At 58.5% G+C, this 25,195-nt stretch carries 23 protein-coding genes; 7 read left to right on the top strand and 16 right to left on the bottom strand.

Annotated features, from left to right (window positions below; all coding sequences use genetic code 11):
- Positions 1-24: 24 nt before the first annotated feature.
- Positions 25-2,754 carry a two-component sensor histidine kinase BarA gene (gene barA, locus ACCW71_RS18180; RefSeq protein ID WP_436373809.1) on the top strand — a complete coding sequence of 910 codons (2,730 nt, stop codon included), beginning with the start codon at positions 25-27 and terminating at the stop codon, positions 2,752-2,754.
- A 79-nt stretch (positions 2,755-2,833) separates the two neighbouring features.
- Here barA and ACCW71_RS18175 read toward each other — a convergent pair whose 3' ends face one another.
- From ACCW71_RS18175 to ACCW71_RS18150, 6 genes are all read right to left on the bottom strand, one after another.
- Positions 2,834-3,973, bottom strand: coding sequence for a glycerate kinase (locus tag ACCW71_RS18175; RefSeq protein WP_436373807.1), 1,140 nt, complete (start codon positions 3,971-3,973; stop codon positions 2,834-2,836).
- A 75-nt stretch (positions 3,974-4,048) separates the two neighbouring features.
- Complete coding sequence (garR, locus tag ACCW71_RS18170; RefSeq protein ID WP_436373805.1) at positions 4,049-4,933, bottom strand: 2-hydroxy-3-oxopropionate reductase; 885 nt, start codon at positions 4,931-4,933, stop codon at positions 4,049-4,051.
- Positions 4,934-4,952: 19 nt separating this feature from the next.
- Complete coding sequence (gene garL, locus ACCW71_RS18165) at positions 4,953-5,723, bottom strand: 2-dehydro-3-deoxyglucarate aldolase (protein ID WP_436373803.1); 771 nt, start codon at positions 5,721-5,723, stop codon at positions 4,953-4,955.
- Positions 5,724-5,768: 45 nt separating this feature from the next.
- Positions 5,769-7,100 (bottom strand): glucarate dehydratase, encoded by a 1,332-nt coding sequence (gene gudD, locus ACCW71_RS18160; protein ID WP_436373801.1) that lies wholly within the window; start codon positions 7,098-7,100, stop codon positions 5,769-5,771.
- A 10-nt stretch (positions 7,101-7,110) separates the two neighbouring features.
- Positions 7,111-8,457, bottom strand: a complete 1,347-nt coding sequence (locus ACCW71_RS18155; protein ID WP_436373799.1) for an enolase C-terminal domain-like protein — start codon at positions 8,455-8,457, stop codon at positions 7,111-7,113.
- Positions 8,458-8,468: 11 nt separating this feature from the next.
- Positions 8,469-9,815 (bottom strand): MFS transporter, encoded by a 1,347-nt coding sequence (locus tag ACCW71_RS18150; protein WP_436373797.1) that lies wholly within the window; start codon positions 9,813-9,815, stop codon positions 8,469-8,471.
- A 636-nt stretch (positions 9,816-10,451) separates the two neighbouring features.
- Here ACCW71_RS18150 and garD point away from each other — a divergent pair.
- Positions 10,452-12,011: a galactarate dehydratase gene (gene garD / locus ACCW71_RS18145; RefSeq protein WP_436373795.1), complete on the top strand. Its 1,560-nt coding sequence runs from the start codon at positions 10,452-10,454 to the stop codon at positions 12,009-12,011.
- A 71-nt stretch (positions 12,012-12,082) separates the two neighbouring features.
- On the opposite strand, the gene ACCW71_RS18140 is transcribed toward garD, so the two are convergent.
- The 4 genes from ACCW71_RS18140 to syd all read right to left on the bottom strand — a co-directional run bounded on the left by ACCW71_RS18140 (position 12,083) and on the right by syd (position 14,786).
- Positions 12,083-12,529, bottom strand: a complete 447-nt coding sequence (locus ACCW71_RS18140; RefSeq protein ID WP_436373793.1) for a flavodoxin — start codon at positions 12,527-12,529, stop codon at positions 12,083-12,085.
- A gap of 12 nt (positions 12,530-12,541) precedes the next feature.
- The gene (gene truC, locus ACCW71_RS18135) at positions 12,542-13,321 is read right to left on the bottom strand and encodes a tRNA pseudouridine(65) synthase TruC (RefSeq protein WP_436373791.1); all 780 of its coding nucleotides are present in this window, start codon (positions 13,319-13,321) and stop codon (positions 12,542-12,544) included.
- On the bottom strand, positions 13,321-13,650 hold the full coding sequence (locus tag ACCW71_RS18130) for a YqcC family protein (RefSeq protein ID WP_436373789.1): 330 nt from the start codon (positions 13,648-13,650) through the stop codon (positions 13,321-13,323). The genes truC and ACCW71_RS18130 overlap by 1 nt, the downstream gene beginning before the upstream one ends.
- 587 nt (positions 13,651-14,237) lie before the next feature.
- Complete coding sequence (gene syd / locus ACCW71_RS18125) at positions 14,238-14,786, bottom strand: SecY-interacting protein (protein ID WP_436373787.1); 549 nt, start codon at positions 14,784-14,786, stop codon at positions 14,238-14,240.
- 62 nt (positions 14,787-14,848) lie between these two features.
- Between syd and queF the strand changes: the two genes are divergently transcribed.
- The 3 genes from queF (at position 14,849) to xni (ending at position 18,019) form a co-directional block, all read left to right on the top strand.
- On the top strand, positions 14,849-15,694 hold the full coding sequence (gene queF / locus ACCW71_RS18120; protein WP_436373785.1) for an NADPH-dependent 7-cyano-7-deazaguanine reductase QueF: 846 nt from the start codon (positions 14,849-14,851) through the stop codon (positions 15,692-15,694).
- Between the two features lie 170 nt (positions 15,695-15,864).
- Entirely contained in the window at positions 15,865-17,229 is a 1,365-nt protein-coding gene (ppnN, locus tag ACCW71_RS18115) for a nucleotide 5'-monophosphate nucleosidase PpnN (RefSeq protein ID WP_436373783.1), read from the top strand.
- A 34-nt stretch (positions 17,230-17,263) separates the two neighbouring features.
- On the top strand, positions 17,264-18,019 hold the full coding sequence (xni, locus tag ACCW71_RS18110) for a flap endonuclease Xni (protein WP_436373781.1): 756 nt from the start codon (positions 17,264-17,266) through the stop codon (positions 18,017-18,019).
- Positions 18,020-18,043: 24 nt separating this feature from the next.
- On the opposite strand, the gene rlmM is transcribed toward xni, so the two are convergent.
- The 4 genes from rlmM to ACCW71_RS18090 all read right to left on the bottom strand — a co-directional run bounded on the left by rlmM (position 18,044) and on the right by ACCW71_RS18090 (position 21,057).
- Positions 18,044-19,144 carry a 23S rRNA (cytidine(2498)-2'-O)-methyltransferase RlmM gene (rlmM, locus tag ACCW71_RS18105; protein WP_436373779.1) on the bottom strand — a complete coding sequence of 367 codons (1,101 nt, stop codon included), beginning with the start codon at positions 19,142-19,144 and terminating at the stop codon, positions 18,044-18,046.
- A complete protein-coding gene (locus ACCW71_RS18100; RefSeq protein ID WP_436373777.1) occupies positions 19,137-19,532 on the bottom strand; it encodes a DUF423 domain-containing protein in 396 nt (131 codons plus the stop codon). The genes rlmM and ACCW71_RS18100 overlap by 8 nt, the downstream gene beginning before the upstream one ends.
- A gap of 50 nt (positions 19,533-19,582) precedes the next feature.
- The gene (locus ACCW71_RS18095; protein WP_436373775.1) at positions 19,583-20,500 is read right to left on the bottom strand and encodes a transcriptional regulator GcvA; all 918 of its coding nucleotides are present in this window, start codon (positions 20,498-20,500) and stop codon (positions 19,583-19,585) included.
- 332 nt (positions 20,501-20,832) lie between these two features.
- The gene (locus tag ACCW71_RS18090; RefSeq protein WP_436373773.1) at positions 20,833-21,057 is read right to left on the bottom strand and encodes a YgdI/YgdR family lipoprotein; all 225 of its coding nucleotides are present in this window, start codon (positions 21,055-21,057) and stop codon (positions 20,833-20,835) included.
- Between the two features lie 209 nt (positions 21,058-21,266).
- Here ACCW71_RS18090 and csdA point away from each other — a divergent pair, with 209 nt between their 5' ends.
- Entirely contained in the window at positions 21,267-22,475 is a 1,209-nt protein-coding gene (csdA, locus tag ACCW71_RS18085; RefSeq protein WP_436373771.1) for a cysteine desulfurase CsdA, read from the top strand.
- A 1-nt stretch (position 22,476) separates the two neighbouring features.
- Complete coding sequence (gene csdE, locus ACCW71_RS18080; protein WP_436373769.1) at positions 22,477-22,932, top strand: cysteine desulfurase sulfur acceptor subunit CsdE; 456 nt, start codon at positions 22,477-22,479, stop codon at positions 22,930-22,932.
- Here csdE and tcdA read toward each other — a convergent pair.
- Both tcdA and mltA read right to left on the bottom strand, forming a co-directional pair.
- Complete coding sequence (gene tcdA / locus ACCW71_RS18075) at positions 22,911-23,723, bottom strand: tRNA cyclic N6-threonylcarbamoyladenosine(37) synthase TcdA (protein ID WP_436373767.1); 813 nt, start codon at positions 23,721-23,723, stop codon at positions 22,911-22,913. The two genes, csdE and tcdA, sit on opposite strands and share 22 nt — an antisense overlap.
- Positions 23,724-23,771: 48 nt before the next feature.
- Positions 23,772-24,920: a murein transglycosylase A gene (gene mltA, locus ACCW71_RS18070; RefSeq protein WP_436373765.1), complete on the bottom strand. Its 1,149-nt coding sequence runs from the start codon at positions 24,918-24,920 to the stop codon at positions 23,772-23,774.
- Between the last annotated feature and the right edge of the window lie 275 nt (positions 24,921-25,195).

The raw sequence follows: 25,195 nt of genomic DNA, 5'->3' as shown, positions 1-25,195 counted from the left end.
TGCCGGAGTAGCCAGGCGACTATTATGACCAAATACAGCCTGCGGGCGCGAATGATGATTTTAATACTGGCCCCCACGCTGATGGTGGGCCTGCTGCTCAGCTCATTTTTTGTGATACATCGCTATAACGAACTGCAACGTCAGGTGATCGATGCGGGGGCGAATATCATCGAACCGCTGGCGATCTCCAGCGAATACAGCATGACCTGGCATAACCGCGACCGGATGCGTGAACTGGTCAGCCTGCTGCACCGCCGCCACTCCGGCATCGTGCGGGCGATCTCGGTGTTTGACAATCAGAACCAGCTCTATGTCACCTCCAACCACAAGCAGAACCTCAGCCTGCCGGAACAGCAGGATATTCGCGCCCTGTCCGACGACGTTTCGATGGAGCGGCATGGCAGCATTCTGATCCTGCGCACCCCAATCACCGCCGAACGCTACGACGCAGATGAGGTGCCCGGTGACGATGCCAAGCCCGCCGGCAATCCGCTCGGCTATGTGGCGATTGAACTGGATCTGCAATCGGTGCGGCTGCAACAGTATAAAGAGGTGTTTGTCGCCACGCTGATGCTGCTGTTCTGCCTCTGTCTGGCGATGCTGTTTGCCTACCGCCTGATGCGCGATGTCACCGGCCCGATCCGCAATATGGTCACCACCGTCGACCGCATCCGGCGCGGCCAGCTCGACAGCCGGGTCGAGGGCTATATGCTGGGGGAACTCAGCATTCTGAAAAACGGCATCAACGCGATGGCGATGTCGCTGACCGCCTATCACGAAGAGATGCAGCACAACATCGATCAGGCGACCTACGATCTGCGGGAGACGCTGGAGCAGCTGGAGATTCAGAACGTCGAGCTGGATCTGGCGAAGAAACGCGCCCAGGAAGCGGCGCGTATCAAGTCGGAGTTTCTGGCCAATATGTCCCATGAGCTGCGGACGCCGCTTAATGGCGTGCTGGGCTTTACCCGCCAGATGCTGAAAACCCAGCTGCGCACCACCCAGCGCGACTACATGCAGACCATTGAGCGTTCCGCCAATAACCTGCTCAGCATCATCAATGATGTGCTCGACTTCTCGAAACTGGAAGCGGGCAAGCTGATGCTGGAGGCGATCCCCTTCCCGCTGCGCGCCACGCTGGATGAGACGCTGGTGCTGCTGGCCCCCTCGGCCCACGACAAAGGGCTGGAGCTGACGGTGGTGTGTGACAGCAGCGTGCCGGACAACGTGATTGGCGATGCGCTGCGCCTGCAACAGATTCTGATCAACCTGATTGGTAACGCCATTAAATTCACCGAGCAGGGGCATATCGGCCTGCGGGTTGGTCAGCGGGTGATCACCCAGTCGCGGGTGGAGCTGGAGATCCAGGTGGAGGATAGCGGCATAGGCATCTCTGAACAGCAGCAGACGCAGCTGTTTCAGGCGTTCCGTCAGGCTGACGCCAGCATCTCCCGCCGCCACGGTGGCACCGGGCTGGGGCTGGTGATCACCCAGAAGCTGGTGCGCGAGATGGGCGGCGAAATCAGCTTCAGCAGCCAGCCCGATCGCGGCTCCACCTTTGTGATCCGCGTGCAGCTCGATCTCAATCCTAACGCGCCCGGCATGCCGCGCGTGCTTGACGCGCTCTCCCATGCGCGCATCGCCTATGTCGAAGCGGATGCCACCGTTGCCCGCGCCGCGCTGGAGATGTTAAGCGCCACCCCGTTGCAGATCGACTACAGCGAAACGCTGGAGGGATTAAAAGAGCGCCACTATCCGCTGCTGCTGATGGCGATGCCGGTTACCATCAGCCAGCCTGAATTACTGGATGCCTCCCTGATTAACGCGCTGCTGGAGCGGGCGGACAATGTGCTGATGGCGCTGCCGAGCCCGATGATGCTGCTGTCTGATGAGCTGAAGGTGCGGGGAATTGACGGCTGTATCGCTAAGCCGATCTCCCTGACGCGCTTACTGCCGATGCTGCTGGATCTCCATACCCGTCAGATCAGCGAACTGCCGGTCTCACCCCGTCTGCCGCTGACCGTGATGGCGGTGGATGACAACCCGGCCAACCTCAAGCTGATTGGTGCCTTACTGGAGGAGCAGGTGCAGCATATCCTGCTGTGCAACAGCGCTGAACACGCCATCCGCGAAGCGCGCCAGCAGTCACTGGATGTGATCCTGATGGATATTCAGATGCCGGAGATCGATGGTATTCGCGCCAGCGAAATTATCCGTCGCCTGCCAAACCACGCCAACACGCCGATTGTGGCGGTGACCGCCCATGCGATTGACGGTGAGCGCGAGCATCTGATCAAAGCGGGCATGAACGACTACCTCGCCAAGCCTATTGATGAGAGCAAGTTAAGCCAGCTGCTGGCGCGCTATACGCCACCGCCGGTGGTGGCGGTGCCGGAACTGCCGCAGATCCTGCCGACGCTCGACTGGCAGCTGGCGCTGCGTCAGGCGGCCAATAAGCCCGACCTGGCACGGGATCTGCTGCGGATGCTGCTGGAGTTTTTACCGGAAGTGCACGCGAAGATGGCGCAGTTTATGTCCACCAACGAGGTCAACGCCCTGCGGGAGATCATCCATAAGCTGCACGGCAGCGCCAGCTACAGCGGCGTACCGCGCATGAAGCAGCTCTGTCATCAGCTGGAGCGAGAGCTGCATCAGGCCAGCGATATTGCCGCACTGGAACCGGAACTGCTGGAGTTACAGGATGAGATGGAGAACGTCGCCAGAGAAGCCCGGCGACTGTTAGAGGGCGGCTAAGCCGCCCGCAGGATCAATGGCGGTGAGATCAGGGCGCAGCACCGCCTGATAAAGAGAGCCAGCGCTGGCTGGCCCTCAGCTATTTAAACCCGCCCAGCTTCAGCGTGGCGGCCACGTTTCGCGCGGTCATTTCGACATTCTTTCCGGCGCTGGCCAGCGCCTCCTCCAGCGAGCAGATGCTATAGAGCACGCTGAACACCGCATCAATACCGTGCTGATGCACGACACCGACATCGGCCGTCAGACTGCCCGCAATGCCGATGACCGGTTTATTAAAGCGCTTTGCCACGCTGGCGACCCCGATCGGCACCTTGCCATTAATGCTCTGGCTGTCGATGCGCCCTTCCCCGGTAATCACCAGATCGGCATCTTTTACCTCTTCAGCCAGCCCCAGCGCTTCCGTCACAATCTCAATGCCGCGCCGCAGTTCCGCCTGACAAAACGCATGCAGCGCGGCACCCATACCGCCCGCCGCACCGCCGCCGGAGAGGGTTAACACATCCATATCGAGGTCGCGGCGGATAATCGCCGCGTAGTGCGCCAGCGCCTGATCGAGCTGCTCGACCAGCGCCGGGGTCGCCCCTTTTTGTGGGCCAAAAATCGCCGAGGCACCCTCTTTGCCGGTCAGCGGATTGGTGACATCACAGGCCACCTCAATGCGGCACTGATGAATACGGCTATCCAGCGCCGCAATATCAATTGTGGCGAGGTCGGTGAGCGCGCCACCGCCATAACCAATCTCGTTGCCTGCGGCGTCCAGCAGCCGGGCACCCAACGCCTGCACCATCCCGGCGCCGCCATCATTGGTGGCGCTGCCGCCGATGCCAATAATGATATGCCCGACGCCTTTATCCAGCGCATTCCTGATCAGCTCCCCGGTGCCATAGGAGGTGGTCACCAGCGGGTCGCGCTGCGCCGCAGGCACCCGCTCCAGCCCGCTGGCCGCCGCCATTTCGATATAGGCGGTACGCTCATCTCCCGACAGACCATAAAAGGCATCAACCGGCGAGCCCAGCGGCCCGGTCACCTTCAGCCTGACGATCTTTCCTTTCGTCGCCGCGACCATCGCTTCTACCGTGCCTTCGCCACCGTCGGCGACCGGTATCTTCACGTAGTGCGCATCGGGGAAAATGTCACGGAATCCCGCTTCAATCGCCGATGCCACATCCAGGGCGGATAAACTCTCTTTATATGAATCCGGTGCGATTACGATTTTCATAGGCAATCCGAGCGCAGTTGAGTAATTGAAATGCTCTGAAACCGGTCCGGCCTCCGCAGAGACCGGCTCCGGCTTTTAGCGGGCGATTTCAACCTTCGCTAACTTCTCATAATAGCAGGCCAGTGCGCTGTGGTCGGCAGAGCCCTGTCCGTCGTTACGCAGCGCCTGCATCATCTCCATCACCGCCGCCGTCAGCGGCAGATGCGCACCCAGGCTGTGCGACGTATCCAGCGCGTTCGCCAGATCTTTGATATGCAGGTCAATACGGAAACCGGGCTTGAAATTGCGGTCCATCACCATCGGCGCTTTGGCATCCAGCACCGTGCTGCCCGCCAGGCCGCCGCGAATTGCCTGATAAACTAAATCGGGACTGACGCCCGCTTTGGTCGCCAGAGAGAGCGCTTCCGACATGGCTGCGATATTCAGCGCCACAATCACCTGGTTCGCCAGTTTGGTGACGTTGCCCGCGCCGATGTCGCCGGTATGCACCACCGAGCCCGCCATCGCTTTCATGATGTCGTAGCAGTGATCAAATACCGCTTTGTCGCCACCCACCATTACTGAGAGCGTGCCTTCGATCGCTTTGGGTTCGCCGCCACTGACCGGCGCATCCAGCATTTTGATCCCTTTTTTCGCCAGCGCATCGTGCACTTCGCGGCTGGCCAGCGGCGCAATCGAACTCATGTCGATCACAATCAGCCCCGGCTTCGCCCCTTCGATAACGCCATTTTCGCCCAGGCAAACGTCGATAACCTGCGGCGAATTGGGCACCATGGTAATCACCACGTCGCACTGCTCAGCCACCTCTTTCGGCGATTTCGCCACGGTCGCGCCCAGCTCCGCCAGTTCCGCTTCAGTTTCTGCGTTGTGATCGCGCACCACCAGCGAATAACCGGCTTTCACCAGATTTTTACTCATTGGTTTGCCCATAATGCCCAGGCCGATAAATCCAATTTTCATTACGTTTCCCCTCAATTAATTAGCGCTTAAATTTGTCGCATAACGCCTGCGTGGCGTTACGGAATACACCGAGATCGCTGCCGACCGCGACAAAGGTGGCACCCCACTCCAGATAGCGACGCGCATCCGCTTCCACCGGTGCCAGAATGCCGCTCGGCTTACCGGCGGCTTTGGCACGTTCAAAAATGTGTTTAATCACTTTCAGCACGTCGGGATGCGCGGGCTGACCGAGGTAGCCCAGCGCCGCCGAGAGATCGCCCGGTCCGACAAAGATGCCATCAACGCCGTCAACGGCCACGATAGCGTCGATATTGTCGACCGCCTGCTGAGTTTCGATCTGCACCAGCACTGTGATGTTGTCATTGATGGTGCTGTTGTACTCCGGCAGGGTGCCGTACAGGTTGCTGCGGTGCGACACCGACACGCCGCGGATCCCGGCGGGCGGATAGCGGGTTGAGGCCACAGCCCGCCGCGCTTCCTCTTCAGTTTCGACAAACGGCACCAGGAAGTTGTAGAACCCGATGTCCAGCAGACGCTTAATGATCACCGGCTCATTGCAGGGCGGACGCACCACCGGCGCGCTGTGGCTGCCTTTCAGCGCCATCAGCTGCGGCACAAAAGTTGTGATGTCGTTGGGCGCGTGTTCCCCATCCAGCACCAGCCAGTCAAAACCGGCCAGTCCCAGAATTTCAGTGGAGATTGGGCTGGCCAGCGCACACCAGCTGCCAATCAGGGTGTCGCCCGCCAGTAAGCGACGACGAAATCCATTCGGCCAGGCTGCATTACTCATGGTTCTACTCCTGTGACGATGGCTCCGCAGCGGGAGCCAGAAAAGTTAACGTACCAGGCACGGACGTTTATTGTCGAAGGTCCATCCCGGTACTAAAAATTGCATCGCCTCGGCGTCGTTACGCGCACCCAGGCCCTGTTTCTGATAGAGCGCATTCGCCTGCATTACCTGGTCCATATCCAGCTCCACGCCAAGACCCGGCTTCTGCGGCACCTGCACCATGCCGCCTTTGATCTGGAACGGCTCTTTGGTCAGGCGCTGATTGCCCTCCTGCCAGATCCAGTGCGTATCGATGGCGGTGATTGCGCCCGGCGCAGCGGCGGCGACGTGGGTAAACATCGCCAGCGAAATGTCGAAGTGGTTATTGGAGTGCGAACCCCAGGTCAGGCCGAAGTCGTGACACATCTGCGCCACCCGCACCGAACCCTGCATGGTCCAGAAGTGCGGATCGGCCAGTGGAATGTCCACTGACTGTAACGACAGGGTGTGACCCATCTGCCGCCAGTCGGTGGCGATCATGTTGGTGGCGGTGGGCATCCCGGTGGCGCGGCGGAACTCCGCCATCACTTCGCGACCTGAGTAGCCCTGCTCGGCCCCGCAAGGATCTTCCGCGTAGGCCAGCACATCTTTCAGCTGTTTGCCGAGCATGATCGCTTCATTCAGCGACCAGGCGCCGTTGGGATCGAGGGTGATGCGCGCCTCAGGGAAGCGCTTCGCCAGCGCCGTGACGGCCTCAGCCTCTTCACCACCGCGCAGCACGCCGCCTTTCAGTTTGAAGTCGTTGAAGCCATATTTCTCATAGGCCGCTTCCGCCAGACGCACCACCGCATCGGGAGTGAGCGCCTCTTCATGGCGCAGACGATACCAGTCGCAGGGATCGCTCTGCTGCTGCTGATAGGGGAGCGAAGTTTTATTGCGATCGCCGATGTAGAACAGGTAGCCGAGCATCTCCACGCGATCGCGCTGCTGCCCGTCGCCCAGCAGTGAAGCGACGTTGACACCAAGATGCTGACCGAGCAGATCGAGCAGCGCCGCTTCAATGCCGGTCACCACATGAATGGTGGTGCGCAAATCAAAGGTCTGGGTGCCGCGTCCGCCCGCATCACGGTCGGCGAAGGTGCTGCGCACCAGGCTGAGAATATTTTTGTACTCACCAATGGTTTTGCCCGTCACCAGCGAGGCGGCATCTTCCAGCGTCTGGCGAATTTTTTCGCCGCCCGGAATCTCGCCCACGCCGGTATGGCCGGCGTTGTCTTTGATAATCACAATATTGCGGGTGAAAAACGGTGAGTGGGCGCCGCTGAGATTCAGCAGCATACTGTCGTAGCCGGCAACCGGGATCACCTGCATGGCGGTCACTTTAGGTGTTGAACTCATCTCCTGCTCCTTATGCTGTCGCGCGGCCAAATGCCGGGCGCTTGCGGTCAAATGTCCAGCCGGGGATCAGATACTGCATCGCGGTGGCGTCGTTTCGCGCACCCGCGGGCAGTGACTGATAAAGCTGATGGGCCTGGTGCACCTGATCCCAGTCAAGTTCAACGCCAAGGCCAGGCGCGTCCGGGACGGCAATTTTGCCGTTGCGGATTTGCAGCGGATTTTTGGTCAGGCGCTGGTTGCCCTCCTGCCAGATCCAGTGGGTGTCGATGGCGGTGGGATTGCCGGGCGCGGCCGCGCCGACATGGGTGAACATCGCCAGAGAAATATCGAAGTGGTTATTGGAGTGGCAGCCCCAGGTCAGGCCCCACTCGTCACAGAGCTGCGCGACCCGCACGGCGCCGCTCAGCGTCCAGAAGTGAGGATCGGCCAGCGGAATGTCGACCGCATTGAGCATCACCGCATGGTTCATCTCGCGCCAGTTGGTGGCGATCATGTTGGTGGCGACCGGCAGGCCGGTAGCGCGGCGGAACTCCGCCATCACTTCCCGCCCGGAATAGCCCTGCTCCGCGCCGCAGGGATCTTCGGCGTAGCTCAGCACATCCTGCATCCCTTTGCAGAGCGCTATCGCCTCATCCAGCAGCCAGGCACCGTTGGGATCGACCGTGATGCGGGCGTCGGGGAAGCGCTGTTTCAGCGCCGCGGCGGTGGCGATCTCCTGCTCGCCCGGCAGCACGCCGCCCTTGAGCTTGAAATCTTTAAAGCCATATTTATCCTGGGCCGCCTCTGCCAGCCGCACCACCGCCTCACTGGTCAGCGCTTCCTGATGCCGCAGGTGATACCAGTCGTGGCTCGCCTGCTCGCCACTCAGATAGGGCAGATCGGTTTTGCGGCGGTCGCCGAGATAGAACAGATAGCCCAGCACCGTCACTTCATCACGCTGTTTGCCCGGCCCCAGCAGTTCCGCGACCGGCACGCCCAGGCATTGCCCCAGCAGATCGAGCAGGGCGGCTTCCAGAGCGGCCACCGCATTGACCCGCAGCTCAAAGGTCCAGGCACCGTTACCAAAGGTGGTGAAATCAGCCGACTGATTACCTTTGTGCACCTGCTGCACCAGACGATTCATCCGGGCAATCTGCTGACCTTTTACCTGCGGGATCGCCGCCACCAGCGTCTGATAAATCGTGTCACCGCCGGGCGCTTCCCCGACGCCAGTGTGACCGGCGCTGTCGGTGAGCACCACAATATTGCGGGTAAAGCAGGCGTTGTGCGCGCCACCAATATTGAGCAGCATACTGTCGTACCCGGCGACCGGGATCACCTGCATATCGGTGATCACCGGCGAACTTTGCGTATTCATAATCTGTCCTTTTATGCCCTGGTTTTCAGTTCGACACGCTTGATGTCACCGGCAATGACCAGGAAGCTGAAGGCGGCGACAAAGGCGTGAATACCGACATAGACCAGCGCGCCCTCGAAAGATCCGCTGGTGGCGATGATGTAACCGATGGCGATCGGCGTCACGATGCCGGAGAGATTACCGAACATATTGAACAGACCGCCGCTCAGGCCGCTGATCTCTTTCGGTGCGGTATCGGCCATCACCGCCCAGCCCAGCGCCCCGATGCCTTTACCAAAGAAGGCCAGCGCCATAAAGAACACCACCACCCACTCGGTGTCGGTGTAGTTACACATCACCATCGAAATGGAGAGCAGCATGCCGAGCACAATTGGCGTTTTACGCGCGATATTCAGCGAGCCGGTTTTACGCATCAGCCAGTCGGAGATCACCCCACCCAGCACGCCGCCGAGGAAGCCGCACACCGCCGGAATTGAGGCGATAAAGCCCGCTTTCAGAATCGACATGCCGCGCGCCTGCACCAGATAGACCGGGAACCAGGTAATAAAGAAGTAGGTTAAGGCGTTGATACAGTATTGCCCGAGGTAGATGCCCAGCATCATGCGTGAGGTCAACAGCTGTTTGATCTGGAACCATTTCTCACTCCAGCTCACTTTTTGCTGCGCCTTTTTGGCATCCATGTTGATCAGCGCACCGCCCTGCTCCATATACTCCAGTTCCGCTTTGTTCACGCCAGGGTGATCGGTGGGATCGTGGATCACTTTCAGCCAGATAAAGCTGAGGATGATGCCCAGGCCGCCCATGAACCAGAAGACGTGCGCCCAGCCCACCGCTGAGACCAGCCAGCCCATAATCGGTGCGAAGATGACGGTGGCGAAGTATTGCGCCGAGTTGAAAATCGCCACCGCAGTCCCACGCTCCTGCGCCGGGAACCAGGCGGCGACGATGCGGCTGTTACCGGGGAACGAAGGCGCTTCGGCCAGTCCCACCAGGAAGCGCAGCATAAACAGTGAAATGATGATGCCGACGCCGCTGAAGAGATCGACAAACCCCTGTAGCAGGGTAAACAGCGACCAGGTAAAGATGCTCCAGAAGTAGACCCGTTTTGAGCCGAAGCGGTCGAGCAGCCAGCCGCCCGGAATCTGACCAATCACATAAGCCCATGAGAAAGCCGAGAAGATATATCCCAGTCCGACCGAATCGAGGCCGATCTCTTTGGACATCGCGGAACCGGCAATCGAAATGGTTGCACGGTCCCCGTAGTTGAATGAGGTGACGATAAATAACATCACCACAATCCAGTAGCGGGCGTTGGTGCGTTTCTGCACCGCTTCCGCGGTCTGGCTGAAACTATTCATGATGCACTCCTGAAATATAGCGTGAGCTACATTCGCTCTGACTGCATACACATCGCGTTGGGTATCAGAGTGAAGTTGGGTTAAACACGGCGATTTTTTTGTTGTGGCAAACCTTTATTTATCCTTCGCTACTTCAGCCGGCAGCGGCCGGTGCTACGCCCTGCTTTGCTGAACTCACCGGCGCAACGGGCGCAGGCAGGTCGGGGCGAGGCGGACCTCTGTAACTGAAACAGGATGGGTAATACGTCGTGACAGATAACCTGACTTTGGCTAACGGCAATCAGTATAAGAACAGCCTGGCGCGATGACATTGGCGTATCGCCCTGGAATGGCCGGTGAGATGAACTGATTCTCTGGCGGATGCACAAAACCCTGCGGCATGGCTCACGAAAGCGGTAAATTCCACGCCGTAAACCGGTCAGAAAGCGCTTTTCCCCTGCCGTTTGTGAGGCCCTTCACTTGCTTTTGGATAATCGTCCCAAAACATCGCGCTGAATCGGCGGAATGGTGGTCAATTGCACAATGCGCCGCCCGCCCCCTCTCCTTATACTGAAGCTGGCAAACCATGAACCCGTGACAGGTCCTATCATTAAAGCGTGCTGCATAAGTACGGCACCACAGACCGGAAGGTGAGCGATGAATCCCGGAACAGAAGAACAACCGCTCTATATCAAAGTCCACGAGCACGACAACGTCGCGATTGTGGTCAACAGCCTGGGGCTGCCTGCCGGCACCCGTTTCGCTGATGGCCTGACGCTGACTGAACATGTGCCGCAGGGCCACAAAGTTGCGCTGAGCGCGATTAATCAGGGTGCAGAAATTGTGCGCTATGGCGAAGTGATTGGTTATGCGCTGCGCAATATCGCCCAGGGCAGCTGGATCGACGAGTCGCTGGTGGCGCTGCCTGAAGCCCCGCCGCTGGCGAGTCTGCCGTTAGCCACTCAGGTACCGCCCGCGCTGCCGCCGCTTGAAGGCTATACCTTCGAAGGCTACCGCAATGCCGACGGCAGCGTCGGCACCCGCAACCTGCTCGGTATCACCACCAGCGTCCACTGCGTCGCGGGGGTGGTGGATCACGTGGTGCAGCTGATTGAGCGGGATTTACTGCCACGCTACCCGAATGTCGATGGCGTGGTGGCGCTGAACCACCTCTATGGCTGCGGCGTCGCGATCAACGCTCCCGCGGCGGTGGTACCGATTCGCACGATCCACAATCTGGCGCTGAACGCCAACTTCGGCGGTGAAGTGATGATCGTCAGCCTCGGCTGTGAAAAGTTACAGCCTGAGCGCCTGCTGACCGGCACCCCGGATGTGCAGGCAATCTCGCTGGACGATCACGACATTGTGCGTTTGCAGGATGAAAAACTGGTGGGCTTCGGCGCCATGGTTGATGAAATTTTGCAGGTCGCGGAGCGTCACCTCCAGCGCCTCAATCAGCGCCAGCGTGAAACCTGCCCAGCCTCGGAGCTGATTGTCGGTATGCAGTGCGGCGGCAGCGACGCCTTCTCCGGCGTCACCGCCAACCCTGCGGTGGGGTTTGCCTCTGATCTGCTGGTGCGCTGCGGCGCTACCGTGATGTTTTCGGAGGTGACAGAGGTGCGCGACGCGATCCATCTGCTGACGCCACGGGTGATTGATCAGGAAGTCGGTAAGCGCTTACTGGAAGAGATGGCCTGGTATGATGACTATCTTAATCAGGGGCAGACCGATCGCAGCGCCAACCCGTCGCCGGGCAATAAAAAAGGGGGGCTGGCGAATGTGGTGGAAAAAGCGCTCGGTTCGATTGCCAAGTCGGGGCGCAGCGCCATTGTCGAAGTGCTCTCGCCGGGTCAGCGCCCGACGCGACGGGGATTGATCTACGCGGCGACGCCCGCCAGTGATTTTGTCTGCGGAACACAGCAGCTGGCGTCAGGCATCACGTTACAGGTCTTCACCACCGGTCGCGGTACGCCTTACGGTCTGGCCGCCATTCCGGTGATCAAGATGGCGACCCGCAATGCGCTGGCAGAGCGCTGGCACGACCTGATGGACATCAATGCCGGGACGATTGCCACCGGTGAAGAGAGTATTGAGCAGGTGGGCTGGCGTCTGTTTGAGTTGATTCTGGACATTGCGAGTGGCCGGAAGCAGACCTGGTCCGATCGCTGGGGCATTCGTAACCAGCTGGCGGTATTTAACCCGGCGCCGGTGACCTGATCGGGGCGGAAACCCTGAAAATGGCCAGGCTTATCCTTCCGCTCACGGCAGAGATAAGCCTGGCCGCGCGGTTACAGCAGCGCGCCCCAGGCTTCAACCCACGGCGACGTCACCACTTCCGGCTCAGGGTTCTCACTGGCATCCACCAGTAACAGCCCGCCGGCCCGCTGTGCGCCCTGCTCCTGCAACAGTGCGTCAAAAGTTTTGCCCGCGCCACAGAAGTGGTCGTAGCTGCTGTCACCCAGCGCAATCACGCCATACCGCAGCGTCGGCTGATAGCCCAGCTGATCTTTAATCGCATGATACAGCCCCGAAATGGTATCGGGAAAATCCCCCTGCCCGGTGGTCGAGGTGATGATTAACGCCACGTCGTTTGCATACGCCTGCCAGTCTGCCAGCGTCGGATCCTCAAACAGGGTTACGCTGTGTCCCTGCTGTTGCAGAATCGGCTCCGCCTCTTCCGCCACCAGCAGCGCATTGCCATATACCGTCCCTACAAAAATACCAATCTTTGCCATCTGCTCTCTCCCCTATTCTGAAACGTTATCCTGTCCTGATGCGGCCGCAAACTCAACCCGCGGCACCTCAGGAATGCGATCCTGCCAGCCAAACTGCGTCATCAGGTTCTGCCAGACGCCATCCAGTCCGGCGCGCAGCAGCAGCGGCTCCCCGGTCACCGGATGGGTCAACGCCAGGCTGCTGGCGTGCAGCATCAGCCGGTTAGCGCCAAAGTGCTCCGCGGCTCCCCGGTTCTGGCGCAGGTCGCCGTGCGCCGAATCGCCGATAATCGGATGACGCAGATGAGACATATGGCGGCGCAGCTGATGCTTGCGGCCGGTTTTCGGTGACAGTTCAACCAGGCTATAACGCGAAGTGGGATAACGACCAATGCCGACCGGCATCTCCACCGTCGCCAGCGCCTGATAATCGGTCACCGCGGGCTGCGCGGTGCGCGCTTCACTGGCATGCTTGTCCGCAATCTTATCCAGCTCTTCCAGCAGCGGGTAATCCAGCGTTCCGCTGCTCTCCAGCCAGCCGCGCACCACCGCGTGATAGGTTTTCTGCATCTGGTGCTGCTCAAACTGCTGAGAGAGCAAACGCCCGACCTCACTGGAAAGCCCCATCAGCAGCACGCCGGAGGTGGGTCGATCGAGCCGATGCGCGGTAAACACATGCTGACCGATTTGATCGCGGACCGTCTGCATCACAAACACCGTTTCATGGCGATCCAGCCAGCTGCGATGCACCAGCCAGCCGCTGGGCTTGTTGACCGCCACCAGCCATTCATCCTGATAGAGTATCTCCAGCATCAGCGGGCAGCATCCCTGAGTAACGCATCAAGCTGACGCAGAGTCAGCAGCAGCGGCGCAATGCCGGGCTGATCGGGCACCAGGGCCATTTCGTAATAGGGGGCAACGGCAAAGTTTTGCGGCAGCGGATGTCTGGCGGCAATCAGCGCATGCATACGCGGCACTAACACCCATTGCAGCCACTGCAACGGCTCAAGGGTATCGAGGCAAAACGGTTCGCGGCTCTCCAGCGCACTGGCCGCCGGGGGCGTGCTCTGCCAGAGCTGGTGCTCACGCATCACCGCTTCAACCTGCTCCAGCCGTTGGGTAATCAATTGTTCTGGCGTCATAAGCCACCTCCAGCGAGCGGTCAGAATTGGGCGGCAAGCATATCACTTGTTGGCACAGGCACAAAAAAAGGGAGCACTGTATAAACAGTGCTCCCGGTTCGTTTGCAGCCATCCCGCTACGTTAGTGCTCCCTGCTCTTCCCTGACAACTTGTCCCGTGCGAACTCCCGTCGCGCATCGTCCTGATGTATCCTTAGCATCCTGGCCCACCGCCTCTTCTGAGGGGCTCCCGTTCTCCATCCTGGAGGTGTCCCTGACTCAATCCTGAGTTGTCCTGTTTCGTCCTGAAACCTTCCGTGTGCCGTAAACTCCGTTACGTTCCTGCCTCCTGGCTTATCATCATCCTGACGATAGCTTTTTCCTCAGCATCCTGCTGTGGGAAACATTTTGACAGAACCTGTTACGTACACAAGGGGGTTACGGCATGCCGGTGAGCGATGAGCAGCGCAAAATGAGAAAAACGCCATTAAGTTTATGATTCACAATATTTTTACATCCACCCCATGAGGATCGCTGAAGTGTTATATGGCGATCTCTTACAGCATATGTAAGAGATCTCTCACAGAGCTTGCAGCGGATCACTGCGATTTAGTCGATAACCGGTTGTAATAGCTTAAGAAATGTCTCAAGATTTTCGGCTAAAACTTCACGCGGTTTACCCCCCGGCTGCTCCAGTACCACTTCGCCACTGAGATTCGACAGCGAGATAATCTCCTGCTCTGAATCGGTGGTGGCGATAAACAGCGTGGGTGACTGCTTCAGACAGCGCTGCATTAACAGATGACCAATCAGATTCTCCTGCAACCGCAGAAAATCTTCCTCACTCCATACCTGGAGCAGCGTCAGCCGGTTCTGCCCCAGACGGGCTGACATATCACCGGCAAACTGGGTGGTATAGAAGGCGGTGATCGCCGGTTGCAGCTGAATATCGATCGCCCGGCTGACCGCATCCAGCGTCGGGTCGAGGCTAAAGGGCTGCGGCTGCCACACGACCCGCTCATCGCGATCTTCCAGCGCACAAGGCGACGGCACGCCATAGAGATCACGGCTGGCCGGGGCATGGCCCGCCTGCTGTTGCCACTGCTGGCAATATCGGGTGGTGAAGTCGCGCAGGGCGGCGGCAGTTTGCTGCATCATTCATATTCTCACTTCTGATGGGTTACACTTAGCCACTTTGATTAATTCTGGTGGTAACCGCAATGACTACGCACGAACAGGATCAGGCGCTCAGTAACCTGACGCTGGGCAAACCTACAGCCTATCACGATCGCTACGATAACAGCCTGTTGCAGGCGGTTCCGCGTAGCCTGAATCGTGAACCGCTGGGTCTGTTTCCCGATAGCCTGCCGTTTACCGGCAGTGACATCTGGACCCTGTATGAACTCTCATGGCTCAACAGTAAAGGGCTGCCGCAGGTCGCCGTTGGCGAAGTGGTGCTGGATGCGCACAGCCGCAATCTGATCGAGTCGAAAAGTTTCAAGCTCTATCTTAACAGTTTCAACCAGACCCGTTTTGCCGACTGGGGCGAGGTTCGCCAGACGCTGGAGCGCGATCTGAGCGCCTGCGCCGAAGGAGAGGTGCGGGTCGCGCTGTTCCGTCTCAATGAAGTGGAAGGCCAGCCTATCGGCCATTTTGACGGTTACTGCATTGATGAGCAGGATATTGCCATTGATGACTATCGCTTCAATGCCGACTATCTGGCCGATGCCGCGGGCAGCGAAATCGTTGAAGAGACGCTGGTCAGCCATCTGCTGAAGTCAAACTGCCTGATCACCCATCAGCCCGACTGGGGTTCCGTGATGATTCGCTACACAGGCCCGCGGGTCAATCGCGAAGCGTTGCTGCGCTATCTGGTCTCGTTCCGCCAGCACAACGAATTCCATGAGCAGTGCGTCGAGCGCATCTTTAACGACCTGCTGCGTTTCTGCCGCCCGGAAGCACTGACGGTCTATGCACGCTACACCCGGCGCGGCGGTCTGGATATTAATCCGTGGCGCAGTAACGTGCCCTTCTCGCCCGGTTTTTCGCGGCTGGTGCGTCAGTAGTTTGCGAGATCTCTCGCAGGCTGGATGCGGCAGGCACGGTTCCTCTTGAGCTGCGCAGGTCGACAAGGCTACTCTGGAGATGGCGGCAATCAGTGGGTTGCCGACCAGGGATTTTCGTCACTGCCTTTTGCAGTGTCAACAGTCACCCCGGCGGGTGTTAAGGAGTTCATTTGATTACCCATATCAGCCCTCTTGGCTCAATGGATCTGCTCTCACAGCTCGAAGTCGATATGCTGAAACGTACCGCCAGCAGCGACCTCTATCAGCTGTTTCGCAACTGCTCTCTGGCGGTGCTTAACTCCGGCAGTCAGACTGACAGCAGCCACGAACTGCTCTCCCGCTTTGAAAGTTTCGACATCAACGTGCTGCGCCAGGAGCGTGGCGTCAAACTGGAGCTGATCAATCCACCGGAAGAGGCGTTTGTCGATGGCCGCATCATCCGCTCCTTGCAGGCGAACCTGTTTGCGGTGCTGCGCGACATCCTGTTTGTCAGCGGCCAGCTCAATATGCCGGGCCGGTTTACCGCGGCCGAAGAGAACGATTCCGCCACCATCACCAACACCGTTTTTTCGATTCTGCGAAATGCGCGCGCGCTGCACATCGGCGAAGACCCCAACACCGTGGTCTGCTGGGGCGGGCACTCCATCAACGCGGTGGAGTATCAATATTGCCGCAATGTCGGCACCCAGCTCGGGCTGCGTGAACTGAACATCTGTACCGGCTGCGGGCCGGGGGTGATGGAAGCGCCGATGAAAGGGGCCGCGGTAGGCCATGCTCAGCAGCGTTACCGTGATAGCCGCTTTATCGGCCTGACGGAACCCTCAATCATTGCGGCGGAGCCACCGAATCCGCTGGTGAATGAGCTGATCATCATGCCGGACATCGAAAAGCGTCTGGAAGCCTTTGTGCGTATCGCCCATGGCATCATCATTTTCCCGGGCGGCGTCGGCACCGCTGAAGAGCTGCTTTATCTGCTGGGGATTCTGATGAATCCGCAAAACGACGATCAGGTATTACCGCTGATCCTCACCGGCCCCAAAGAGAGCGCAGACTACTTCCGCGTGCTGGATGACTTTATCGTCAACACGCTGGGTGAACAGGCGCGGAAGCATTATCAGGTCATCATCGACGACGCAGCCGAAGTCGCGCGTCTGATGAAGAAGGCGATGCCTCAGGTAAAAGAGAATCGGCGCGAAACCGGTGATGCCTACAGCTTTAACTGGTCAATTCGTATCGAACCCGATCTGCAAGTGCCTTTCATGCCGACCCATGAAAACATGGCTAACCTCAATCTCTACACCAATCAGCCGCCGGAGAAACTGGCTGCCGATCTGCGTCGTGCCTTTTCGGGCATTGTCGCCGGTAACGTGAAAGAGATCGGAATTCGCGAAATCCGCGAGAAGGGCCGCTACAAACTGCACGGTGACGCCGACATTATGCATCGCATGGATGAATTGCTTCAGGGCTTCGTGGCTCAGCAACGCATGAAGCTGCCAGGCACCGCCTACATCCCCTGCTACGAAATTATCAAATAAACCAGGAGGCAGCCGTCAGGCTGCCCATAATCTCATGGCTTTTCATCTACTTATTGTTGATGCGCTCAATCTGATACGCCGCCTGCACGCGGTACAGGGCTCGCCCTGTGTTGAAGGCTGCATGGCCGCACTGCGTCAGGTGGTCGGGCATACGCAGCCGACCCATGCTGTCGCGGTCTTTGACGGCGAAGCGCGCCATCAGGGCTGGCGTCATCAGCTGTTACCGGACTACAAAAGCGGTCGTCCACCGATGCCGGATGATTTACAGGCAGAGATGCCGGCACTTCAGGAGGCCTTTCGCGCGGCTGGGGTGAGCTGTCTGATCGCTGACGAGGATGAGGCGGATGACCTGGCCGCCACGCTGGCGGTTAAAATGGCGCAGGCGGGACATCAGGCGACGATTGTCTCTACCGATAAAGGCTACTGCCAGCTGCTGGCCCCGGAGATCCGCATCCGTGACTACTTCCAGAAAAGGTGGCTCGATCTGCCCTTTATTGAGGCTGAATTTGGCGTGGCACCACAGCGGTTGCCCGACTATTGGGGATTGTGCGGCATCAGCAGCAGTAAAATTCCGGGCATCACCGGCATCGGCCCAAAAAGCGCGAAACAGCTGCTGACAGAGTTTCACTCGCTTGAAGGAATCTATCAGCAGCTGGATCAGGTGCCCGCCAAATGGCGTGAAAAATTAGCTGCGGGTCAGCAGATGGCAGAGATCAGCCGTCAGGTGGCGACCCTGAAGCGGGATCTGGTGTTGCAGGGCAATCTGAATACGCTGCGTTATACCGGCTGAGTGCAGCCGCACTCAGCCTGGCAATTAACGTTCGTCGCGACGTCCACCGGTGGCGGCCCAGATACGGCGCACATGTACCGTGACTTCTTCACGGTCGTGATAGAGCTGGCGGGCGCGGATCTGCGCGTTAATGCCATTCTCATTCAGCCGTTCCTGCATCATCGCCAGATTCTGCGTCACCTCTTCATAACGCTTTTTCATCGGCAATTTCAGGTTGAAGATGGTTTCGCGGCACCAGCCGTTGACCAGCCAGTCGGTCATCAGGTTCGCCACGCGCACCGGCTTCTCCACCATGTCACACACCAGCCAGCTGATGTTGGTGCGTGGCGGACGGAATTTGAATCCATCGGCTTTTTCATGCATCACCTGGCCGGTGTCCATCAGGCTCGGTGCCATCGGGCCGTTATCGACCGCGTAGACCATCATGCTGCGCTGGACCAGCTGATAGGTCCAGCCGCCAGGGCAGGCCCCCAGATCCACCGCATACATGCCGCTGGCCAGGCGCTCATCCCACTCATCCGCAGGAATAAAGACGTGAAACGCCTCTTCCAGCTTCAGCGTTGAGCGGCTTGGGGCGTCAGCGGGGAATTTAAGCCGCGGAATACCCATGTAAAACGGCGAACTGTTTTCCCGGATCGAATAACCGACGTAGCAGGTACCTGGCGCGATGAAGAAGACGTGCACCACCGGACGCTTCGGACTCTCATAATTCAGCAGGATCTTGCTTTCACGCAGCGCGGCGCGCAGCGGCACGGTAAACTTGCGGCAGAATTTAGTCAGCTCTTTCGCTTCGTTGGTGTCCGGTACTTCAACCCGCAGTTCGCCGCCCTTCTCAACCACACCGGTCAGCATTCCCACGATGGGCGTAATGCGGTCCTCCTGCGGCAGATCACGCAGCAGTTCCCCTACTACCAGCATCTGGCGGGCAAAGATCAGCTCGTCAAACGGCAGCTCACGCGCCAGCCGCTCAGCATCTTCAAACTGATAGCACTCAAACAGCACATAGCCTGAGTCATCTTTAACCCGCGGGAAACCGTAGACTTCACGTTCAGCCGCTTTGGCGCTGATTTCCGCCGCACACTCTTTCTCAAAGCCGGGACGGCAATAGAGTAAAACTTTATTCATGGCGTTCTGCCTTTCGTTTAAGACGCAGCGCGCCAATCAACATCAATATCCAGCCGGCGAGGAAGCAGACCCCGCCCACGGGTGTGATAAAAACCCAAAACTTCAGATGCGACAGCGCCAGACAATAGAGGCTGCCGCTGAACAGCACGGTGCCGAGCGCCATCAGCGCACTGCTCCAGTAAAACCAGATATTGGCGCGGCGTAACATCGCGGCGCCCAGGCCCATCACCGCTAAGGTGTGATACGCCTGATATTCCAGCCCGGTGTGAATCCAGGCCATTTCGGTTGGTCCGAGTGACTGACTCAGAACATGGGCACCAAAAGCGCCAAACGCCACCAGCAGAAATCCACTGATGGCCGCAAAAATAAACATGGCACGACTGGACATTCAACGATCCTCAGAGTGCTATTGCATCGTAATGCAGTTAAATCAATATGTTATTGTTGGTAACGAAAGCGGAATTTTTCTTGTTCGCTTGCGGCTTTCGCCAGTATCCACTGTCGGAAGGCGGCTATTTTACCCAGTTCTGCCTGACTGTCATGACAAACCAGATAAAAAGCATTTTTGCTGACCAGCACATCGTTAAACGGGCAGATAAGTCGTCCGGCTTCTATTTCACTCTGCGCCATCACATTGTTCGCCAGCGCCACGCCCTGACCGTGAATTGCCGCCTGGAGCACCATAGCGCTGTGGCTGAAGATAGGCCCCTGCTGAACATTGATATGCTGCACCCCGAGCTGGCGGATATAGGACTGCCAGTCACGGCGCGAAGCGTCGTGCAGCAGAGTAAAGCGCGATAGATCGGTCGGGGTTTTCAGGGGATTGTCGCCGGTCATCAGCGCAGGCGAGCAGACCGGCAGCAGATATTCGGCGTAGAGTTTTTCAACCCGCAGCCCCGGCCAGTTGCCACGACCATAAAAAATCGCCACATCCACGTCGTCAGCCAGCTTCTCTTCGTCGCGGTCTACCGCCTGGATACGCACATCAATGCCCGGATAAGCCATATTAAAGCTGGAGAGGCGCGGCACCAGCCACTGGATGGCAAAGCTCGGCAGTAAACTGACGGTCAGCGCACCCTTGGCACTGCGTGCCTGCAATTTGCGCGTCGCTTCGTTAATGGCCGAGAAGATCTCTTTGATGTCGAGATAGTAGCTTTGCCCCTCTTCGGTCAGTAACAGCGAACGATTCCTCCGGCGAAACAGCTTTAACCCCAGAAAATCTTCCAGAGATTTAATCTGATGGCTTACAGCAGCCTGGGTGACGAACAGCTCTTCAGCGGCTTTGGTAAAGCTTAAATGGCGCGCGGCTGCGTCAAAAACACGCAGTGCGTTGAGGGGAGGAAGGCGTTTCGACATGGTTATCCGTATCCGAAGCGGCAAAAAATACGCGGGCTAATATAAAGCGTCCAGGTATTAGAATTTTTAATCCGAGGCATTATAATTTGTCCGTTGAGGAACCTCCAGCAAATACCTATAGTTGCCGCACTTCCTGAGCCGGAACGAAAAGTTTTTAGATTTGTGAGTGAGTTCGCAGATTTTCTGAAAGCTTTTGGCTTGTGGTCGTGATGTTGTGTTTGCAATTTTTGATCCGACGATTGCGGATCATACTCTTAATTCCTGTAGATTTACCCTGTCTGTCCATAGTGATTTTAAATAGCACCGCAAATTGCGGTGCTTTTTTTTGCTGCTTATTTGCCCATCTCAACCATTTCTTTCACATCGGTACGGTTGATCTGCTGCTCGTTGCCATTGGCATCTTTATAGCTGATCATACCGGTATCCTTGTCGACCTTCGGCTTGCCGTCAGCCACAATGGTGCGACCATCATTGGTGTGCATGACGTAATTGCTTGAACAGCCAGCCAGGGTAAAGGCCAGAGTACACGCGGCCAGTACTGCGGTAAGTTTTTTCATCTTCTATCTCCTTGCAGATTGATTGCATCAAACCACCCGCGTTACGCTAACCAGAGGCAGCCGATAAGCAGGATCGACTCTGTAACGTCCGATCGTTATGCCGGGTTGGTTTAAACCTTGCATTTATCAGCATAACGCGCTTTTCCAGCTTTGCCAGACACCGGCCACGCTTTCAGTGTGGTCCTATTTTTTCTCAGCATGGGCCAGGCATGACCGCATTTAATCCCAGCACATTTCGCCAGCAGTTTCCCGCGCTCGCCGACGCCGGGGTCTATCTCGACAGCGCCGCGACCACGCTGAAGCCACAGGCGGTTATCGACAGCACCCAACAGTTTTACAGCCTGAGCGCTGGCACAGTCCATCGCAGTCAGTTTGCGGCGGCGCGCGCGCTGACAACCGAGTATGAACAGGCGCGCAGCCAGGTGGCCCGCTGGCTTAACGCCGCCGACGATCGCCAGATCGTCTGGACCCGCGGCACCACCGAGGCGATAAACCTGGTCGCCAACAGCTGGCTGCGTCCACGCTTACAGCCGGGTGATGAGATTGTGGTCAGCGAAGCTGAGCATCACGCTAACCTGGTGCCGTGGCTGATGGCCGCTCAGGCGTGCGGCGCACGGGTGATTAAATGGCCGATAGGTGGGGATCGCCTGCCTGACATCAGCCTGTTACCCGCCCTGCTCAACAGCCGCACCCGTCTGCTGGCGGTCGGTCAGATGTCAAACGTCACCGGCGGCTGTCCCGATCTGGAACAGGCCATCGCGCTGGCGCACGCGGTCGGTGCCAGAGTCATGGTCGATGGCGCGCAGGGCGTGGTGCACTGTCCGCCCGACGTGCAGGCGCTGAATATCGACTTCTACGCCTTTTCGGGACATAAGATTTACGGGCCGATGGGTATTGGCGTGCTCTATGGCAAAGCGGAGCTGCTGGAGGCGATGGCTCCCTGGCAGGGCGGCGGTAAGATGATCACCGACGTCGATTTCAATGGCTTCACGCCGCAACCCGTACCGTGGCGCTTTGAGGCCGGAACGCCGAATGTGGCGGGCGTGGTGGGATTAAGTGCCGCGCTCCACTGGCTACAGCAGTATGACTCCGGCGACGCTGAGCGCTGGAGTCAGCAGCTTGCCAGCCAGGCTGAAGCGCAGCTGGCGGAACTGCCCGGCTTCCGCAGTTTTCGCTGCGGCAACGCCAGTCTGCTGGCCTTTGAATTCAGCGGCCTGCATCACAGCGATCTGGTGACGCTACTGGCGGAACAGGGCATCGCGCTGCGCGCCGGTCAGCACTGCGCCCAGCCCTTACTGGCGGCGCTGGGGGTCAGCGGTACGCTGCGCGCCTCGTTTGCACCCTATAATAACCAGCAGGATGTCGAGGCGCTGGTGCGCGCCATGCAGAGCGCCATCTCGCTGTTATCGGAGTTTTAATATGAGTTCACCGCTGTTAGCGCCACACCCGTTTGGCACGGAGATAACCGTTGCCAGCCTGAAGGAGAGTTTCAGCCGCTTTCATCAGTGGGAAGATCGTTATCGTCAGCTGATCCAGCTGAGCCGCCAGTTGCCTGCGTTGCCTGAGGAACTGAAAACCGCCGACATTGAGCTGAGCGGCTGTGAAAACCGGGTCTGGCTGGGCAGTCAGCGGCGGCCCGATGGTTCGCTGCATTTCTATGGCGACAGTGAAGGACGTATTGTGCGCGGCCTGCTGGCGGTACTGCTGACCGGTGTTGAAGGCAAAGCGCCGCAGAGTCTGCTTGAAGCGGATCCGCTCCAGCTGTTTGATGAACTGGGCCTGCGCGCCCAGCTCAGCGCTTCCCGCAGCAGCGGTTTACAGGCGCTGGCCGCTGCGGTTCAGCACGCCGCACGTCAGGCGCTGGCTGACGCCTGACGCGCAGCACGCGCCAGAAATTTCTTCAGCGCGTGTGAGACGGCAACAAAGCCGAAGCTGCCGGTCACCATGGTGGCGGCACCAAAGCCGGCGGCGCAATCCATTCTCTTCGGCCCCTCCGCCGTGCTGCGTGAAGCACAGACGCTGCCATCCGGTTGCGGATAAACCAGCGCTTCGGTGGAAAAGACACAGTCGATGCCGAGTTTGCCTTTGCTGTTTTTCACCACGCCCAGACTCTTCAGCCGCTCGCGCAGCTTCGCCGCCAGCGGATCCTGAATGGTTTTCGCCAGATCGGCTACCTGGATCTGCGTCGGATCGATCTGCCCTCCCGCCCCACCGGTGGTGATCAACGGGATCTTGTTGCGGCGGCACCAGGCGATCAGCGCAGCTTTAGGCCGTACGCTGTCGATAGCATCGATGACGTAGTCGAAACCGGCGGCCATCAGCTCTGCCGTGTTCTCTGGCGTAATAAAATCATCGATAGAGATCACCTCGCAGTCGGGATTGATGGCACGCAGCCGCTCCGCCATCACCTCTGTTTTGGCTTTGCCGACGTTGCCATGCAGCGCATGCAGTTGTCGGTTAGTATTGGTGATACAGACATCATCCATATCGATCAGGGTGATTTTGCCGATGCCGGTGCGCACCAGCGCCTCCGCCGCCCAGCAGCCGACGCCGCCAATACCGATGACGCAGAAGTGCGCGTCAGCAAAACGTTGCAGCGCGTCCTGACCATAGAGACGCGCCGTGCCGCCAAAGCGCTGATGCCAGGCGTCATTTAACACTTTCATAGTTGAACCTGTGACGTCGTGCGGGCCCGCAGGCCCGCAGAGAAGAAATTAGTTAGAACCGAGTAGCAGTGAGCCATTATTACCGTTTTGCGGGCTGGAGAACAGCGGTTGTCCGGCGCCCGGCGCGGCTTTGATTACCCAGACACGGCCGTAGTGGTTATAGAAGCCCGCCAGATGCGCGGCGTCCGGGCCGATACCCTGATAAATATCAAAGTGCTGGCCTTTAATCGCACCGCCTACGTCGAGCGCCACCATCAGGCGCATCTCATATTTGCCGTTGAATTTGCCTTTCTCATTCAGCTGCGGCACTTCCGCCAGCAGCACGGTGCCCGCCGGGATGATGGAGCGATCAGAGGCGACCGACGCTTTGGCAACCAGCGGCACCGCACTGGCCCCGCGCACCGGTGTAAACGGCTCCGCCTTAAAGAAGACGAACGATGGGTTGGTTTCCAGCAGCGCGCGCACCTCCTGCGGTGAGTGCTCCTGCGCCCACTGGCGAATCGCCTGCATCGACATATCTTCGCGCTTCACTTCACCGCGATCGATCAGCTCTTTACCGATACTGTGATAACCCCAGCCATTTTTACCGGCGTAACCAAAGAAGGTCATCGGGCGGCCGTCGCCAAAGTCGACATAGCCACTGCCCTGCACATCCATCATGAAGTTATCAATCAGCGAGTTGCTGTAGGCGATGACGTAGCGCTCATCGAGTCCGCCGCTATAGATAGAGGCGCGGCTCGGTAATTTTTCACCCCGTTTGCGCGGTGGCATGCGATAGATCGGATACTGGAATTCGCCCTGACGGGTGTAGCGCGCTTCAACCACCGGCGTGTAGTAACCGGTGAACTGCACATTACCGTAGTTATCCGTCCCCTCCATCTGCCAGGCGTTCAGGCCATACTGGCGAAGCTGACGGGTATCTGCGCCCGCCATCAGCCAGCTTTCGATCGCGCTATAGGTGCCGTTGTTACGACTATAGAGGCCCGACGAGGCGGACTGGATCTGCCGCACCTGATCGCCAAAATCTTTGCCGTTGACCGGCGCGCCTTTGGCGTTAGGCTGATTCACCAGCGCCAGCGGCTGTTCCAGTTTGCCATCTTTATATTGCTGACCGCGGTCGGTCGGTTTAGAACTACAGGCTGCCAGCAGCGTGATTAACGCGCCAGTGAGTGCATACTTCGCCCAATGTGCTTTCATTATCTTCTCTTTTTATAACTGTTCGCCCCGCGACGATAGCAAAGCCCCCGACAGAATGAAATCCATCCGCGGTGAGCGAGTGCGGATCGGTTCACTATTTAACCAGATGGGAGAATCCTTCAGCAACTGGCTGTTAATTTGGCTTTTATCTGCAAAAAGGGGTTGCATCAATTAGCGCGGAGAGTATAGTGCGCTTCCACGGACGCGGGGTGGAGCAGCCTGGTAGCTCGTCGGGCTCATAACCCGAAGGTCGTCGGTTCAAATCCGGCCCCCGC

The sequence above is a fragment of the Pantoea sp. C2G6 genome, assembly GCF_051336815.1.
Taxonomy (GTDB): Bacteria; Pseudomonadota; Gammaproteobacteria; order Enterobacterales; family Enterobacteriaceae; genus Pantoea.
Note: the sequence above shows the minus strand (reverse complement) of the source record. Positions and strands in the feature narration are given on the sequence as shown.